The 17,546-nt window shown below is 44.9% G+C and carries 10 protein-coding genes; 7 read left to right on the top strand and 3 right to left on the bottom strand.

What is annotated here, in order from left to right:
• Positions 1–98: 98 nt before the first annotated feature.
• Positions 99–3,794, top strand: a complete 3,696-nt coding sequence (locus QUA62_RS21140; protein WP_333406437.1) for a hydantoinase B/oxoprolinase family protein — start codon at positions 99–101, stop codon at positions 3,792–3,794.
• Between the two features lie 101 nt (positions 3,795–3,895).
• A complete protein-coding gene (gene tcmP, locus QUA62_RS21135) occupies positions 3,896–5,194 on the top strand; it encodes a three-Cys-motif partner protein TcmP (RefSeq protein WP_333406435.1) in 1,299 nt (432 codons plus the stop codon).
• Positions 5,195–5,257: 63 nt separating this feature from the next.
• Here tcmP and QUA62_RS21130 read toward each other — a convergent pair whose 3' ends face one another.
• Positions 5,258–5,986: a phage Gp37/Gp68 family protein gene (locus QUA62_RS21130; RefSeq protein ID WP_333406433.1), complete on the bottom strand. Its 729-nt coding sequence runs from the start codon at positions 5,984–5,986 to the stop codon at positions 5,258–5,260.
• Positions 5,987–6,204: 218 nt separating this feature from the next.
• Between QUA62_RS21130 and QUA62_RS21125 the strand changes: the two genes are divergently transcribed.
• The gene (locus QUA62_RS21125) at positions 6,205–6,852 is read left to right on the top strand and encodes an RNA polymerase sigma factor (protein ID WP_006634336.1); all 648 of its coding nucleotides are present in this window, start codon (positions 6,205–6,207) and stop codon (positions 6,850–6,852) included.
• 174 nt (positions 6,853–7,026) lie between these two features.
• The gene (locus QUA62_RS21120) at positions 7,027–7,347 is read left to right on the top strand and encodes a 2Fe-2S iron-sulfur cluster-binding protein (RefSeq protein ID WP_333284386.1); all 321 of its coding nucleotides are present in this window, start codon (positions 7,027–7,029) and stop codon (positions 7,345–7,347) included.
• A gap of 199 nt (positions 7,348–7,546) precedes the next feature.
• Here the strand turns inward: QUA62_RS21120 and treS are convergent, their stop codons facing one another.
• Positions 7,547–10,915, bottom strand: a complete 3,369-nt coding sequence (treS, locus tag QUA62_RS21115) for a maltose alpha-D-glucosyltransferase (RefSeq protein WP_333406431.1) — start codon at positions 10,913–10,915, stop codon at positions 7,547–7,549.
• A 577-nt stretch (positions 10,916–11,492) separates the two neighbouring features.
• Here treS and QUA62_RS21110 point away from each other — a divergent pair.
• The gene (locus QUA62_RS21110; RefSeq protein ID WP_333406429.1) at positions 11,493–11,723 is read left to right on the top strand and encodes a photosystem II protein, Psb35-related; all 231 of its coding nucleotides are present in this window, start codon (positions 11,493–11,495) and stop codon (positions 11,721–11,723) included.
• A gap of 103 nt (positions 11,724–11,826) precedes the next feature.
• Here the strand turns inward: QUA62_RS21110 and QUA62_RS21105 are convergent, their stop codons facing one another.
• Positions 11,827–14,748 carry an AAA family ATPase gene (locus tag QUA62_RS21105; protein ID WP_333406427.1) on the bottom strand — a complete coding sequence of 974 codons (2,922 nt, stop codon included), beginning with the start codon at positions 14,746–14,748 and terminating at the stop codon, positions 11,827–11,829.
• A gap of 617 nt (positions 14,749–15,365) precedes the next feature.
• Here QUA62_RS21105 and QUA62_RS21100 point away from each other — a divergent pair.
• Both QUA62_RS21100 and QUA62_RS21095 read left to right on the top strand, forming a co-directional pair.
• Complete coding sequence (locus QUA62_RS21100; RefSeq protein ID WP_333406425.1) at positions 15,366–16,439, top strand: MBOAT family O-acyltransferase; 1,074 nt, start codon at positions 15,366–15,368, stop codon at positions 16,437–16,439.
• Between the two features lie 5 nt (positions 16,440–16,444).
• On the top strand, positions 16,445–17,416 hold the full coding sequence (locus QUA62_RS21095; protein ID WP_333406423.1) for a DUF459 domain-containing protein: 972 nt from the start codon (positions 16,445–16,447) through the stop codon (positions 17,414–17,416).
• The last annotated feature ends 130 nt before the right edge of the window (positions 17,417–17,546 follow it).

Genomic DNA, 17,546 nt, shown 5'->3' with positions numbered 1-17,546 from the left:
TTTTATGAGCCAAAGTTATGAGTTTTATGAATTGACTCGAACAGAATTTGGGTCAATAATTGTAAATTAATCAAGCAAAAATATCAAAAAAAAGAGATATGAATCCTACTTATCCCGATCACACTCGCTGGCAATTTTGGATCGATCGCGGCGGTACTTTTACCGATATTGTCGCCCAGCGCCCCGACGGTAAATTAGTCATTCACAAGCTGCTGTCGGAAAACCCGGAACGCTACACCGACGCCGCAGTCCAAGGAATTCGCGATATTTTGAGAATTCCCGCCGACGCAGCGATACCCGCCACCGAAATTGAAGCGATTAAAATGGGGACGACGGTGGCGACAAATGCTTTGCTGGAACGAAAGGGCGATCGCACAATTCTGTTAATTACTAAAGGTTTCCGCGATGCGCTGAGAATTGGCTATCAAAACCGCCCGAATATTTTCGCGCGTCACATTGTTTTGCCCCAGATGCTGTACGATCGAGTTATTGAAGTTGCAGAACGCTACAGCGCTCAAGGTGAGGAGTTAACTGCTGTCAATCCCGAGTTTATCCCGTCTTTGCAGCAAGCATACGATGAGGGAATTCGCAGTTGTGCGATCGTATTCATGCACGGCTACCGCTACTCGGAACATGAAAAACAAGTTGCTAAAATAGCGAGAGAAATTGGCTTTACTCAAATTTCAGTATCTCACGAAGTTAGCCCGCTGATGAAACTGGTTTCGCGGGGAGATACTGCGGTTGTCGATGCTTATTTATCTCCGATTTTACGTCGATACGTCGAACAAGTAACCAGTCAGTTATCTCCTGTAGGGGCGGTGTCCCCGTGCCCGCCCTCCCCGTGTCCGCCCCCTAAATTAATGTTTATGCAGTCAAACGGCGGCTTAGTGGACGCGGCACAATTTCAAGGAAAAAACAGTATTTTATCGGGGCCTGCTGGGGGAATTGTCGGTGCAGTTCAAACGAGCAAAAAGGCAGGTTTTGATAAAATTATTACCTTTGATATGGGCGGAACTTCGACAGATGTTGCCCATTTTAACGGCGAATACGAACGCGAATTTGAGACGGAAATTGCTGGGGTGAGATTGCGATCGCCCGTGATGGCAATTCACACTGTAGCAGCCGGCGGCGGTTCAATTGTCTTTTTTGACGGGGCTCGCTACCGCGTCGGGCCGGAGTCTGCGGGGGCCAATCCTGGGCCTGCTTGTTATCGCAAAGGCGGCCCTTTGACGGTTACTGATTGCAATGTAATGTTGGGCAAAATTCAACCGGATTTTTTCCCGAAAGTATTTGGATTGAATGGAGATTTGCCGATCGCCCCTGAGGTACTAAAGCAAAAATTTGGGCAATTAGCGGGGGAAATTGGGGGCGATAGGACGGCGGAACAGGTGGCGGAGGGGTTTTTGGCGATCGCCGTGGAAAAGATGGCAAATGCTGTCAAAAAAATCTCGCTTCAGCGCGGTTACGATGTTTCGGAGTATACATTGTGCTGTTTCGGCGGTGCGGGCGGCCAACACGCTTGTGCGATCGCGGATGCTTTGGGGATGAAACGGGTATTTATTCACCCTTATGCGGGTGTGTTGTCAGCTTACGGTATGGGTTTGGCTGATGTGCGGGCTATTCGCGAAAGGGCGATCGAGCAACACTTAAATGCAGAATTATTAGCTGATTTGCATCATATTTTAACTGCATTGGAGGCTGAGGGAAAGAGGGAATTGAACCGCAGAGGCGCAGAGAACGCAGAGAATGAGTCAGAGGTTTTAGTTATTAGGAAGCTGCGCTTAAAATATCAGGGAAGTGACTCAGTTTTGGCGGTTGATTTTGCTGACAATATTGAGGTCATGCAGGCTGAATTTGAAGCAGCACACCGACAGCGTTACAGTTTTATTATGCCAGAAAAACCGCTGATTGTGGAAGCGGTTTCGGTGGAAGTTGTAGAAAGAATGGATGTGCCGGAAGCATCCACAATTTCCCCCTCTGGTGGGACGGACATCTTGCCTGTGCAACCAATCTCAACGGTGCCAATGTATGTGGGTGGCGGGTGGCGGGCAACGCCTGTTTATCACAGAGACGATTTGCGATCGGGCGACTGCATAGAAGGCCCTGCTATGATTGTTGAAGCTACGGGAACTAATGTTATTGAACCGGGCTGGGAAGCGGAATTAACCGAGAGAAACGATCTAATTTTGAACCGCCGATGCACGCCGATGGAGGCAGATAATATCCGCGTTCATTCGGGTTTATCTGCGGTTAAATCCGATCCGGTTTTGCTGGAAATTTTTAATAATTTGTTTCGGGCGATCGCCGAACAAATGGGCGTCACATTGCAAAACACAAGTTCGTCAGTCAACATCAAAGAACGTCTCGACTTTTCCTGTGCAATTTTCGACAAAAACGGGCAATTAGTTGCCAACGCGCCGCACATTCCCGTGCATCTAGGCTCGATGAGCGAAAGCGTTGAAGCTTTAATTTTAGCACAAGGCAATGCGATTCAACCGGGCGATGTTTATGTTTCTAACAATCCCTACAACGGCGGCACGCATTTACCAGATATCACCGTTATTACTCCAGTATTCGATCGTGATTCCTCCCTTCCTTTGTTTTATGTGGCCTCGCGGGGACACCACGCTGACATCGGCGGCATCACTCCCGGTTCCATGCCTCCTAACAGTACAACAGTAACCGAAGAAGGTGTATTGCTTGACAATTTCCTGTTAGTAAGCGAGGGCAATTTTCGAGAAAAAGAATTACTAGAACTTCTGACAGGGGGAAATTTTCCGGTTCGCAATTCCCCTCAAAATATAGCCGATTTGCAAGCACAAATTGCTGCTAACAAGCGCGGCGCAGAAGAGCTGCTCAAGATGGTAGAACATTATGGATTAGAGACTGTGCAAGCTTATATGGGCTTCGTACAAGACAATGCGGAAGAGTCGGTGCGGCGGGTAATTGAGGTTTTGAGTGATGGCGAATTTACTTATCCGATGGATAGTGGCGGACAAATTAAGGTAGCGATTACAATTGATAAATCTGCGCGCAGTGCAAAAATAGATTTTACTGGCACTTCAGGTCAACAAGCCAACAATTTTAATGCTCCCGCTGCGGTGTGCAAAGCGGCTGTTTTGTATGTTTTCCGCACCTTAGTAGATGACGATATTCCTCTAAATGCGGGCTGTTTGAAACCTCTCGAAATCATCAATCCCGAAGGCTGTATGCTGAATCCTCGCTATCCGGCGGCGGTGGTAGCAGGTAATGTGGAAACATCACAGAATATTACCGATGCTTTGTATTGCGCGTTGGGAGTGATGGCTGCTTCTCAAGGAACTATGAATAATTTTACCTTTGGGAATCAGCGCTATCAATATTATGAAACAATTTGCGGCGGTTCGGGCGCTGGTGCAGATTTTGACGGTACTGATGCGGTGCAAACTCACATGACTAATTCGCGTTTAACCGATCCCGAAGTATTAGAATGGCGGTTTCCGGTGTTGTTGGAAAGTTTTGCAATTCGAGCTCATAGCGGCGGTAATGGATCTCATCGTGGGGGGAATGGAGTTGTGCGGCGAGTGCGCTTTCGGGAGGCGATGACGGCGGGAATTTTATCGGGGCGGCGGGTGATTTCTCCTTGCGGTTTGAATGGCGGTGAAGCGGGGAAAGTTGGGCGGAATTATGTTGAACAGGTTGATGGTAAAGTTGAGGATTTGGGGAGTACGGCGACTGTGGAAATGCAGCCGGGGGATGTGTTTGTAATTGAGACTCCTGGGGGCGGAGGATATGGTTGTTGTATAAAAAGTTAAGAGGGGTTTACGTTTTCAAATGTTGACCTCTCTCGGTTTTTCGGCTACACTGTGTTTAGAAAATAAATTCAACTACAGTCTATAATAGCGCGGGGGTGAAAATGGAAGGTGTACAATTATCATTTTCTCTGTTTCCTGAAGAACCAAATAACCCAGAAAATTACTTTACTCGAAAACGGTCATGGTCAGCAGCTAAACATCGGATTATGCTGAGGTATATTCAGTCTTATTGTTACAATCTGGGCGGTAATAAAGCTTATCAATCAGAGTCTTTAAATTATGTCGATGGGTTCGCAGGAATAGGAAAATATACAGAAGGAATAGGCATTGAAGATTTTGTAAACAATTCAAAATTTTGGTCAAGTAAGTATGAACATGATTTTGAAAATACTGATGGTTCACCCTTAATAGCTCTTAAATGCGCTAAACTCTTCCGAGAAGAGAAGCGGGTAAATTTAAAATGTTTCTTTATAGAATCTAAGCGTGATTTCAATAAAAAGCTCCGTAAAAATTGTGAAACTGTAGGTGAGGGATTGTCATATAAAATATATAAACCTCAAACATTTGAGGTTGCTTTTCCTGAGCTAATGACAGACTTAGAAAACTATCCTACCTTATTTTTTCTTGATACCTTTGCTGTTAAAGGAATGAATTTCGATAATATATGTGAGATAGGAAATTATGTAAGTCAGTATAAGGGCGAAGTATTTTTGCTTTTTCACAATATACAAGTAGCTCGTAATGCTGGGCAGTACAAAACTACCTATGCTGATTCTAAAGAACAAAAAACTGCCGAGAGTTATATGAAAAATTTGACTACGCTTCTAGGTGTTAATTCTGATATAGAGTGGAAACCAAAGTGGCTGGAACTAAAAAATGAGCCTCAAAAATTTGAAAGGTGGGCGCTGGAATACTTCAAGGAAAGAATGAGAAAAGAAGGAGGTTTTAGAGGTGTAACTAGCTTTGAAATTAAGGAAACTTATAATGATGTCAGACCTCAATACAGTATTGTAGTCGGCAGCAATCATCCAGAAAAAGCATTTGGTCATTTTCTGAATGATTTTGTTTGTGATGAAGATAAATTATTGTTTTTTCAAGATAATTATCAAGGAATTGAAAAATTTCTTGATAAAGAATGGGAAGCAGAACAGAAAAGACGCATCGCTATAATTAAAACACAATCTCTCCAAATCTTGCGTGAACTCAAATCTGAATGGAAATCTTTTGAAGATGTAATTACTCATATTATTTTAAAATTGAATGATTTGGGTTGTTTAAAAAGAACTCAGCATTACAACGATATTCTCGGTTCACTGTATCAAGAAGGGATGTTAGAGATACAAAAACCTGGTTCTAAAAAGCCTTACACACTAAATAGTTTGCTAAAAATAGTAGAATAATATGATTATTAAATTTTAGTTGTAATAATTTAGCCTCTGTTACTAGCATTTATTCATCTTCGATCACCGAAGCAATTTTTGTCTCTGTTTATTCTCAGCTTTTGGCATCTCATCCCAAATTTTATCATCGAGAAGTCTCCCAGCAGCTTTAGGTGTTCTACCTCCCCATTGCTTGAAGAAAAACGCGACTTCAGCATCCTGACACTGATCCCGAATACTTTGTGCCCATTCTGCTTGCATTGGACGGTGTTTTTGTCCCGACTCTCCACCAACTATTACCCAGTGAATTCCGGTTAAATCAAGCTGTAACGACCCTAAAAGTGGTTCACAGGATAAAAAGCGTACCTTTGCATTGACTTGTCGCAAAGAATCCACACGATGAACATAATTTTGATTCTCAACAGACACGCCCATCCAAATATTATCAGACCATTCAAGTTGAGGGGCTAACTCTACTAAACGTTTATCTCGCTTCGTAAGAATTTGATAAATGTGGTGAGGAGTTTCACGCATTACCTCAAAAACTTGTTTCAGAAATTCCACAGAAACATCTTCATGAAACAAATCGCTCATAGAGTTAACAAAAATGCGACTCGGCTTTCGCCAGCTTTTAGGTTCGTTCAAGCGCTTTGGGTATTCCGTTAAAGTAAACCCGTTAGGGAAATTAGTATGAAACCGTTTTGTTAATGCTTCAGCATAACAATGCGTACAACCTGGACTGATTTTATCGCAGCCAGTCGTTGGATTCCATGTTCTGTCGGTCCATTCGATACCAGTATTAATGCTAGACATACCAATAATTTACCCTTTAAACAACTTTTGTATGTGAGGGTGAATAAAGAAAATTTACTCTATTAATTTAGGTTTATTCAGCGTCACTTACAAATTCCATTATATAATTAAATTGACTTAAATATCAACATATTTTTTAAGCACTTGCATCAAATGTATATCGTGTTGTATAATCGGGCTGCACCCGCATTTATTCTCCAAACCTTTCCAGAACAATTGTGCAAACACCTAATTTTTCAGAACTCAACCATCCTGTGGTCAAATCCCTGTTCCATCACAGCGACCAGGAATTATTGACTCTGTTTCAAAACCATCCCGATCAGGGTCGCTTCTTCACGGCGATTTTTTGCCGCTACGCTCAAATTGTACACTCCCTGATTCGCCATTCCGTGCGATCGCCCGTACAAGGCGATTACCTGTTTGCCCACACTTGGCTGCACATCTATCACGAACTGCGAGGCCTCGATTTGCGCCGCGAGATCCAAGAGTCTGATGGCGGAAATCTCAGTCTCCAAAACTGGCTGATTAATGTCACCGCAGTCTGCATAAATCAAGCTGAATTGCCCCCTGTTGAGTCGATTCACTACTCTTTGCAATCGGCTCCGCCTCCCCTGTGGTGTTACGTCAAACAAGCCTTAGAATTGTTAGCGCCGCTGCCGCGTTTAGTGGTGTTGATGGCTCAGACTTTCCGCTGGAGCGAAACTCGCATTGCAGCTTATTTGCAAGCAGAAGGCGAAGCTATTTCGCCCGCTCAGGTAAAGGCTTTGCTGCAAAAAGGATATCAAAGTTTAGAATCCAACTTGCCGGAGGATATTCGGGCTATTTATCTAGATGAAAATCTCGATTATCAAGAAGCGCTTGTCTAGTATAGCGATCGAGGTTGTGGTTTCTCAAAAACCCGGTGTTTTGAAAATACTGGGTTTTTTAGCTATCATGTATAGCGGAATGTGCTTCGTCCGCACCCTACATTTTGATTTTTTCTGTAAGTTGTAATCATCTATTTTAGTTGAATACCAGCAATCCAAATATAAGAGGTGGAAATGGCTGTTTATCAAGTTCGGTTGGTGAATGAGGCTCTCGCGCTCGATCGCACGATCGCAGTACCAGACGACCAGTATATCTTAGATATCGCAGAAGATGCCGGCATCCGCTTGCCGAATGGATGCAAGCAAGGAGAGTGTTCTGCTTGCGTTGTCAAACTGCTGAGCGGTGAAATCGACCAAAGCGAACAAAAGTTTTTGAAGCCGTCAGAAGTGCAAGCTGGCTACGCTGTTACTTGTGTGGCTTACCCGCTTTCTGACTGCACTTTGTTAACTCATCAAGAACAAGTTTTATATCAAGCCGCTCTTTATTTTAAGTAAGAGGAAATCAGTTTTTTACCATTTTTTCTTCTAGCCTCGCGCGGCGCGGAATTTGTTTGTAGAAGAGCGAATTATATTCGCCGAAAATCGTTATCAAAGCAGATTTGGCGTCATGTAAGGTGCGTGACTCTCCAGCATCTCGCTGTTAATTGAGTAACTAAAAAGTCACGCACCCTAATGAGTATAGATAAACCCACCCTTATAAATTCAGCAATTGTAGAATCCGCTTCATCGGAATTTCCGCCCAATCCAAGCGGTAATTAAGTTCGTAGGCTAGCTCGCCAACCGCTTTTTCCAAAATGTAAGCATCCAACAAAACTTGTAGTTCCGGTATAGATTTGGGCAAGAAATTGGCATCGCCTGCTGTTACCAAATAGCTGTTAAGAAAAGTCAGGCTGACCCAGCGGTGCCAAACGTTCGCCCACTGCTGCATCTCCGGGAGATTTTCCGGGCGAATCATCCCACTTTCTACTTCATTGCGGAGTGCCAAAGTAACAGCGTAACTTATAGATTGCAGCATTCCCGCAACATCTCGCAGGGGCGACCTCTTCATCCGCCGCTCGCTTAACGGTCGATTCCGTTCTCCTCCGAAATCAATAATTACAAAGTCTTTGCCTGTATAAAGAACTTGCCCGAAATGAAAGTCCCCGTGACAGCGAATTCTATCGGCCGTGATTCTCAAGTTCAAAATAGACTTGAAACGTTCCATGATCAACTCTTCGCGGTTGAGGAGCTTTTGAGCCGATTTTTGTACTTCTGGCGGCAGTTTGGACATCCGTTTTTTCAGCTCCAGCAAAGTTCTTCCGGCCAGATTTCTCATGTATTGATAAATGGAACGCTGGTAAAAGGAAGTGAAGTTTTCTGGGGCAAAAGCGGGATTTTCTGTGTCAGCAGCTAAAGCGAGGTGAAGTTCGGCTGTCCGCTGACCTAAAAGTTCGGCTGATGCTAAGTAAGAGCCGATGAGTTCGCGAGCTAATGCCGGAATTTCTAGCGATAAATCGGCTACTAGCGAGTTTTGCTGCCGCTGCTGTCCGGTCAAAGCGTTCGGTAAATAACTTTCGGGGGCCGTAGATAAATTCTCACCGGAATGCTTTGCTTCTACTGTCATTACTTGCTCGAAATAGTCGCGCAGTGTGTCTAAGGTATAAGACCAAGCATCTACGCTGTCGGGGATTAATTTTTGTAGGATTCCGACTGTAAGGACTTGTTTTGCTGGTGTGTGATATTCCAAGGCTCCGGCAATTGGAGCGTAGTGTTGGATCGAGTTGCGCTCTGTTAAAAAGCGTCCGATTTCTAATTCGGGGTTGATTCCTTCCTCGACTTTTCGCAATATTTTCAGGACGAAGCGGTCGCCGTAACCTGCGGATGTATTGCTTTGTTCTTTTTTGAACAGGTGAGGGTCGAGGTTGGATAAATCTTCTTCTGAGCTGAATGCAGTGTCGGCAATTCCTAGTAGTTGGCCAGCAGTACCTCTGTAACTGCGAGAATTGGCGATCGCCCCCAGCAGCGCGCTCAGAAAACCTTTTTCCCCAGCAGCATCAAATAGTACCCCGATTTCCTTGTTGGTTTCTGGGAAGTGCAGGCGCGCGATCGCCCGCTCGTCTACATCGCCTTTCATCTCTTCCCAACCTAAAGGCAAAACGTAAGTTTCCGGCATACCTTCAGTATAATTTAACTGCAAAAACAGAATGTAAACTTGAGATTCCTCCCCGGCACTATCTTTACATTCAATCGGTACAATCTCACTTATTTCTAATGATTGAATTGCCCGATCTGTACCGCTAAACCAGCGATTGCGCCGCAGGTATCCCGGCAAAATATTAAGCAGCATATCCCTTAACTGACTTGTAGCAAAAGCAGTTTTCCAATTGCCTATCACCGCCAAAGTAGGCAAGTCTGTGGGAACACCGTGCAGCGAAAAATCTTCGTGTTTGACAGTAAGAGTAAACCAGTAAAAAGTGTGAGGACTCAAGCACAAAAAGTAAGGCGACTCGCCAACTGGAGGAAACTCCGTGCGGCCGAAAATCTCCACTGGAACAGCACCTTTAAAGGGCGCAAGGTCTAATTCTGCCGTCTGGACGAAGCGTGACAAATTAGCCACTACGAGGATGTGTTCGTCTTGATAAGTGCGTACAAAAGCTAAAACTTTGCGGTTTTCCGGGTACAGAAACTCGCAAGTTCCACGGCCGAATGCTTGGAAGCGCTGCCTAATTGCAATCAGGCGTTTCATCCACCACCACAGAGAACTTGGATTCGCCCGCTGCGCGTCCACGTTAATAGATTCGTAGTGATATTCAGGGTCAACAATTGGCGGTGCGTACAGCCGCTGCGGGTTAGCACGGCTGAAACCGGCATTGCGATCGCCACTCCACTGCATCGGAGTTCTCACCCCGTTGCGATCGCCCAAATAGATATTGTCTCCCATGCCAATTTCATCGCCGTAGTAAAGCACCGGCGTACCCGGAAGAGACAGCAGCAAAGCATTCATCAACTCAATGCGGCGGCGGTTATTTCCCATCAAAGGAGCCAAGCGGCGGCGGATGCCCAAATTAATTCTCGCCTGAGTGTCTTGAGCGTAAACCCGATACATATAATCTCGGTCTTCATCACTCACCATTTCCAGCGTCAATTCATCGTGATTCCGCAAAAATAATGCCCACTGACAGTTATTGGGAATCTGCGGAGTTTGCTGGAGAATGTCGCTAATTGGGAAGCTATCTTCCATATACAAAGCCATAAATAAACGTGGCATCAGCGGAAAATGAAAGTTCATGTGACATTCATCGCCAGCCGCGTAATATTCAACCGCATCTTCCGGCCACTGATTCGCCTCAGCAAGCAGCATCCGGTTCGGGAATTTCTCATCTACGTGCTTCCGCAATTGCTTCAAGAATACGTGAGTTTCGGGCAGGTTTTCGCAGTTAGTACCTTCGCGCTCGTACAGGTAAGGCACCGCATCCATTCGCAGTCCGTCTACTCCCAATGCCAACCAGAAATCTACCACATCTAAGATGGCTTGGCGGACGGCCGGATTGTCGTAATTCAAATCGGGTTGGTGGGAATAAAAACGGTGCCAGTAATAAGCTTTTGCTACCGGATCCCAAGCCCAATTAGATGTTTCAAAATCTTGGAAAATAATCCGAGCCTCTTGATATTTTTCCGGGGTGTCGTTCCACACATAAAAATCTCTTTCGTTACTTCCTTTCGGGGCGCGGCGCGCTCGCTGAAACCAAGCGTGCTGGTCGGAAGTGTGGTTAACAATTAACTCAATAATGACTCGAATTCCCCGCTGGTGCGCTGCTTCTAAAAGGTCTTTAAAGTCCTCTAATGTGCCGTAAATCGGGTTGACGGTAGTATAGTGAGATGTATCGTAGCCGTCGTCTCGGAGCGGCGAAGGAAAAAATGGCAGTACCCAAATTGCTGTTACTCCCAAGTTTTGCAGGTAATCCAGTTTTTCTGTCAGTCCTCTAAAGTCGCCTATCCCGTCTGCATTGCTGTCGGCAAAAGCCCGAACTGGTACTTCGTAAATAATCGCGTCTTTGAACCACAAGGGGTCGTCATTTAACATTGAGTTTGGCATGATTTTTAGCGATGATTGGTAATTGAGAATTTGTACTTAAAATTTGGTAATTGGGATTTGTTCGTTCAAATCCAAACTGATAAATCATAACTTATAATTTGACCGCGATCGTCCTGCCAGCGGCAGACTTTTAATCGTAATTTATTAACGCAAAACTTATAACTTCTTAACTATAAAATCTCAACAATCTGTTTTGCTATTTCGGATACAGTTCACAATCCGGGTACTGTGCTAGCTACCGATGCGCGGTAGTGCCCACCCTACCAAGGCGTGTCAACTTAAGCCTGAAACCCCTCTGTATCTCTCGCTGGTAGCCCAGTCTATATCCCCCTAAATCCCCCTTGATAAGGGGGACTTTGAGAACACTCTTGTCCCCCCCTTATTAAGGGGGGCTAGGGGGGATCGAGCCCTTGTTGACACTAAGCACACCCTACAGACTCAGGATTAGGTGCGGTATTTACTACCTGCCGGACGGTTGCCACGACATTACAGTACCTTGACGTTTATTAATAATTTTCGTTACATTAGTTTACATAAAGCAACAAAAGTTAAGGAAAAAGCAAAAATGACTATTGTAATCGCTCTTTTAATCGTCGGTTGGGTCGCGGCCTCAGTAATTGGCACTCAAGCATATTTCCTCGGGGAACAGTCAAAGCCCATCCACGAGCGGAATTGGAACGATGAATCTTTTGAACAACTAGCAAAATCAGTGACGGGAACAGAAATTGATTACCGCGTTCGCGTTCCTGCCTACAGCATGGATGCCTATGGTAGCCGCACCATCTCTAATTCTTGATAATATATTTCACCATTTTTAATAACAGGCAGGATGCCTGCTCCCCAAGAAAAATTGATTGTTGGTGGAACAGGCATCTTGCCTGTTCCTAGCTGTTCGGCAACTACAAACTGTTACCTGTCAGCGCTGGGCGAGAATCTTTTTTGCGAAATTGCAAAGTGTTATTTTCACAGTCGATCGCAATTGTATCGCCCTCCACAAACGCATTTTCCAGAATCTTGTTTGCCAGCGGGTTTTCCAGCTCCCGCTGGATGGCGCGTTTCAAGGGACGAGCGCCGTAAACCGGGTCGTAACCGACATCTGTGATATGGTTTTTCGCCGCATCTGACAGTTCCAAAGTAATTTTTTGCTCGGCCAACAAACGCTCGATCCGCTTCACTTGGATACTGACTATTTGCCGCAGTTCCGTCTTGCTCAAAGTGTGGAACAAAATTATCTCGTCCACCCGATTGAGAAATTCGGGCCGGAAGTGCGATCGCAGGGCTGTCATCACCCGTTTTAACATCTGTTCGTACTCTTGGTCTGTCTCCCGTTCTTGAGTCAATAAATTTTGATTTTCACTCTTCTCGGCAGTATCGACTCGCTCGGCCGACACCTCAACAGTACCGTCGGCAGCCACTTTATAATCTGTCTTTTGGCTTGACAAATCTTTCGTTTCCTGCTTGCGAGTAGCAGGTTTTTTGACGGTTTTTTCCTTCTTAGTAAACACGTCTAAAATGTGGTCGCTGCCGATATTGCTAGTCATCACAATTACGGTATTTCTAAAGTCAACCACTCGACCTTGAGAATCGGTAATTCTGCCGTCATCCAACACTTGCAGCAAAATGTTAAATACGTCGGGGTGCGCTTTTTCCACTTCGTCAAACAGCACTACCGAATAAGGATGTCTCCGCACTGCTTCGGAAAGTTGTCCCCCTTCATCGTAACCGACATATCCGGGAGGAGCTCCTACCAACCGAGAAACGCTGTGCTTCTCCATGTATTCCGACATATCGATGCGGACGATCGCATCATCGCTGTCAAACAAAAACTCCGCCAACGCCCGCGCTAACTCAGTTTTTCCGACGCCTGTGGGGCCCATAAACAAGAAAGAGCCGATCGGCCTTCCGGGGTCTTTCATGCCCGCCCGAGCGCGCCGAATTGCCGCCGCCACGGCTGTTACAGCTTCCTCTTGACCGATGACTTTTTGGTGCAAGTGTTTTTCCAATTGCAGCAATTTTTGGCGTTCGGATTCTAACAACCGGTTAACCGGAATGCCCGTCCATTTGGCGACAATTTCCGCAATGTCGCCTTCAGTAACTTTTTCGCGCAGCAGGGAAGAACCTTGAGCTTGCTGTTTCAAAAGTTCCGCTTCTTTCGCTTCGCGATCGCGCACCGCAGTTTCCAACTTGCCGTACTTTAACTGTGCGGCTTTATTCAAATCGTAAGCCCTTTCTGCTTGTTCGATTTGCACTCGCAGTTGGTCTTCTTCTGCTTTCAATTTATTGATTGCATCCAACAACTGCTTTTCGCCCAACCACTGAGAGGACAATTTTTCCTGCTTGACTTTTAAAATGTCAATCTCAGATGTGATGCGTTCGACGCGGAAGCCGAGCCCAGGGGCGAGAGCACCTTTTCCTTCGCCTTCGATCGACAATTTTTCCATTTCCAACTGCATCACCCGGCGGTCGATGCCTTCCAATTCCACAGGTTTAGAGGTAATCTCCATTTTCAAGTGGGCGGCCGCTTCATCTACCAGGTCGATCGCCTTGTCCGGCAAAAAGCGATCGGAAATATAGCGAAAAGACAGAGTTGCAGCAGCTACCAGGGCCGAATCTGTAATTTTTACCCCGTGGTGGCGTTCGTAACGGTCTTTCAATCCGCGCAAAATCGAAACAGTATCTTCAACGCTGGGTTCGCCGACAAATACTTGTTGAAAGCGGCGTTCTAGTGCAGGATCTTTTTCAATATTCTTGCGGAATTCGTCGAGAGTTGTAGCGCCGATGCAGCGCAATTCGCCTCTCGCCAACATTGGTTTTAACAAATTTCCCGCATCCATCCCCGAACCGGAACTGCCACCGCCGCCAGTACCGACAACGGTGTGCAATTCGTCAATAAATAGGACAATTTGCCCGTCGGAATCGATGACTTCCCGCAGAACAGACCGCAATCGTTCTTCAAATTCGCCCCGGAATTTTGCCCCAGCAATTAAACTGCCCATGTCGAGGCTAAATAGCTGGCGATTTTTCAAAGATTCCGGTACGTCGCCGTTGACAATTCGCTGGGCTAAACCTTCGGCGATCGCAGTTTTTCCAACTCCGGGATCGCCAATTAACACCGGATTGTTTTTTTGACGGCGGGAAAGAACTTGTACCACGCGGCGGATTTCCTCGTCGCGGCCGATTACTGGGTCGAGTTTGCCGGCTTTGGCGGCTTCTGTCAAATCGCGGCCGTACTTGCTGAGGGCGTCGGAGCTAGCTTCGCCATCTTGCTCTTGGGCTTTAGCGCTGCTGCGGCTGGCTTTCCCAGTTTCGGAATTTTTTTCTTGGGCTTTAGTAGTGGCGCGGACTGATTTGATTGCTTCTTCGAGTTTTGGTCGATCGAGCGTACCGGCTGGGGGTTTGCGATCGTAACCGGGGCGGCCCGGCGGGCCGTCGCCTTTTGTCAGCAACCTGCGGCCGACTCGTTCGTCTTCAACTAAACCAATTAATAAATGTTCAACGGCGATAAAATTATCTTGCCAAGTCGCCCTGGTGGCCTCGGCAACATCTAACATCACTTCTAAGCCGCGGCCGAGGTATAGTTGGTCAGCGTTGGCAACTCTGGGCTGTCGTTTGGCAAAAGCATCTAACTGCTGGGCAAAGCGGGCGGCATCAACTCCAGCTTTGCTGAGAATGCTGTTGGCCTGACCTTGCTGTTCGAGAAGGGCGATGGCTAAATGTTCAACCTCTAGCTGCTGATTGGCAAAGCGGCGGGCTACATCCTGGGATTTGACAATGGCTTCCCAGGCTTGATCTGTAAATTTGCTAGGGTCTGTTGGCTGCACGTTAGTTCCTCGCAATCAAGGGGATTCCTGTTGTTATCCGTTAATACATCGTCTCACAACCATCATAATCTTTAAACAGGATTGTGAATTTATGAGTGCGGTTAACTAGGGGGGAAGTTGTGACCTAATTGACCTCTTACAAAAGCTTACAGTCCGCAATCCACCCCGAAATTTGGTGCGGTCAGACCGACTCTGGCGATATCCTTCGGGATAGGTTGGCTGGCCGTACTTATAAAAATATTGCCACAAACAAGATTTTTTACCGACTGAGATTTATGCTATTTCCCACTTACCAATTTTTAGTATTTTTCCTAATTATTTTTAGCCTGATCGTCTCTGTGAAACCCCAAGTCGATTTGTATAAAATTGTCTTGTTAGTTTCCAGTTTGTTATTTTATTCCTTTTGGAGTTTCGACTTTCTCTTGCTCCTCGTTTTCTCTACAGCCTATAACTATATCACTCTTCGGGTTCTGTGCAACAGTAAGTATAAAAAACTTGCTTTAATCTCCGGCTTAGTTTTCAACATTGTCTATCTCGGCATCTTTAAATATTGCAACTTCTTTGTAACTTCTTTATTTGAGATACTGAACCACCTACAAATTCCAGCCAGCTTTCCAGTGTTGCAAATAATCGCCCCCGTCGGCGTGTCTTTCTACACTTTTAGAATAATTTCTCATTTAATCGACTGCTACCAGCAAAAAATACCCTGTCCAAAATTTATAGACTATGCCGCCTACATTACCTACTTTCCGCAAATTGCCTCCGGGCCAATCTCGCGAGCTCCCGAATTTTATTTGCAGCTAAATTCCCCGAAAAAATACGACTATCAAATTGAAGAAGTTATAGTTTTGATTTTGTCGGGACTCTTCAAAAAATATACTTTAGCCAGCTTTTTGTTTAACTTCACTGACTTGCCATTCAAAGTCCCCCAGCAGTACAGCAGCATCGATTTAATCCTGGCGGCAATTTCCTATTCCTGTTTAATTTACGTAGATTTCAGCGGCTATTCAGATTTAGCCAACGGCATCTCCTGTTTGCTGGGTTTCCAACCCATTGCCAACTTTAATATGCCATACCGATCGCTGAGCCTGCAAGAATTTTGGAAAAGGTGGCACATCAGTCTTTCCGAGTGGCTGAGGGATTACCTTTACTTTTCCTTGGGCGGCAACAAATACGGCAAGTTTAGAAAGTACCTAAATCTATTTTTAACAATGGCGATCGGCGGATTTTGGCACGGCGCAGGTTTAAACTTTATTTTCTGGGGAGCAATTCACGGTTTAGGATTGGTTGTCAACCATTTATGTAAAGATATCCCCCAAGCTATCCACTTTAAATTAGACTATGCCTTTCCCAGATTGGCTAAATTTTGCAGTTGGTTGTTAACATTTAGTTTTGTTACTTGTAGCTGGGTATTTTTCGGCACTCCAAACTGGGAAACTGCGGTGAGTTTTTTTGAAGGAATTGTCCATCCTGCCGTCGGAAGTTTTCAATTTAACTTTTGGCAATTGTATTTAGTAATTGCAGTCATTGGCGCGCTCAACTTGTGGGGCGATCGCATCGCGAAACTATTGCAAACGTTATTGTCATTAAAAAACATTTTCTTTCGGGTTGTCTTAGTTTCGCTGCTCGTGTATACTATCTTGATGTTGGGGCCAAGTACCGTTCCGCCTTTTATTTACTTTAATTTCTAAGAAATATGAAAGACCGGGAATTTTTGCTAATTGTTACTTCTGTCATTCTCACTTTAATATTTTCAAACTTATCATTATTTCTCAAAAGCTTTGCTTCAACTCCTTTCGCCAGTCCAGAAATCAAAGAAGCCGCGCGCCGGATCGAAATAGACGGTTTCCGAAAATCCGAACAAGCTTTTTGGAGCCAAATTAAAGATATTAACTTCGATAGCCTCGCCAAAGAAGCAGAAATTCCTCCTGTCAAAACCGAAACAAAAGCGGCCGTTGAACCCCCAATGCCCGCTAATGCTAAAAAACCAACCCCAGCTAAACCTAAACTGACCAGACCTTATCGCAGATTTTTATTTATTGGAGATTCCGTACTGTTCGACTTAGGAATTCAACTCCAGTACACTCTTAAGAAAAAATACAATATCGCCGATACGAAAATTGACTACAAAGTCTCGACGGGGTTAAATCGGATAGATTATTATGACTGGTATGCCAGAACTCGCCAAATTCTTAATAATTACCAGCCGGATGTAGTGATAGTTTTGTTTGGAGCCAATGACCGTCAAAATATTACTGATTTTCAAGGAAAAGCCTGGGCAGTTATGAGCCAAGGATGGCAAAAAGCTTATCAAGAAAGAGTTGAAAAATATGCCACTTTACTTGATTCCTCCTCGGTGAGAAAAGTCTATTGGATAGGTCAATCTATACCTAACAAATCTTCGTATATCAAAGCTTTTCCTATTATGAACGATATTTATAAAAATGCCAGCCAATCTTCATCAAAAATTGAATATATTTCGACCTGGGAAACTTTTGGAAAAGGCGGAAGATTTGTTCCTGTAGTTGCTAATAAATCGGGTAAGCGAGGTTATGTAAAAAATAATGACGGCTTGCACTTTACCTCCCACGGGGCTCAAATTATCAGCGACTTAATCGTTGACCAAATGGTGAGCGACAAAATCTTAAAAGTTCCGACCAAAAAATAAATATAGTAGGTTGGGTTTCGTGACCCAACCTAAAATTTTGACATTTCACCGATGTATCGGCTCAATAAGTAGGGGTAGCAGAAGAAAAAAGTAAGCAGAGTACACAAAGTGTCATAAAATAGGACATATG

This window comes from Microcoleus sp. MON1_C1 (assembly GCF_036701945.1).
Lineage (GTDB): Bacteria > Cyanobacteriota > Cyanobacteriia > Cyanobacteriales > Microcoleaceae > Microcoleus.
Note: the sequence above shows the minus strand (reverse complement) of the source record. Positions and strands in the feature narration are given on the sequence as shown.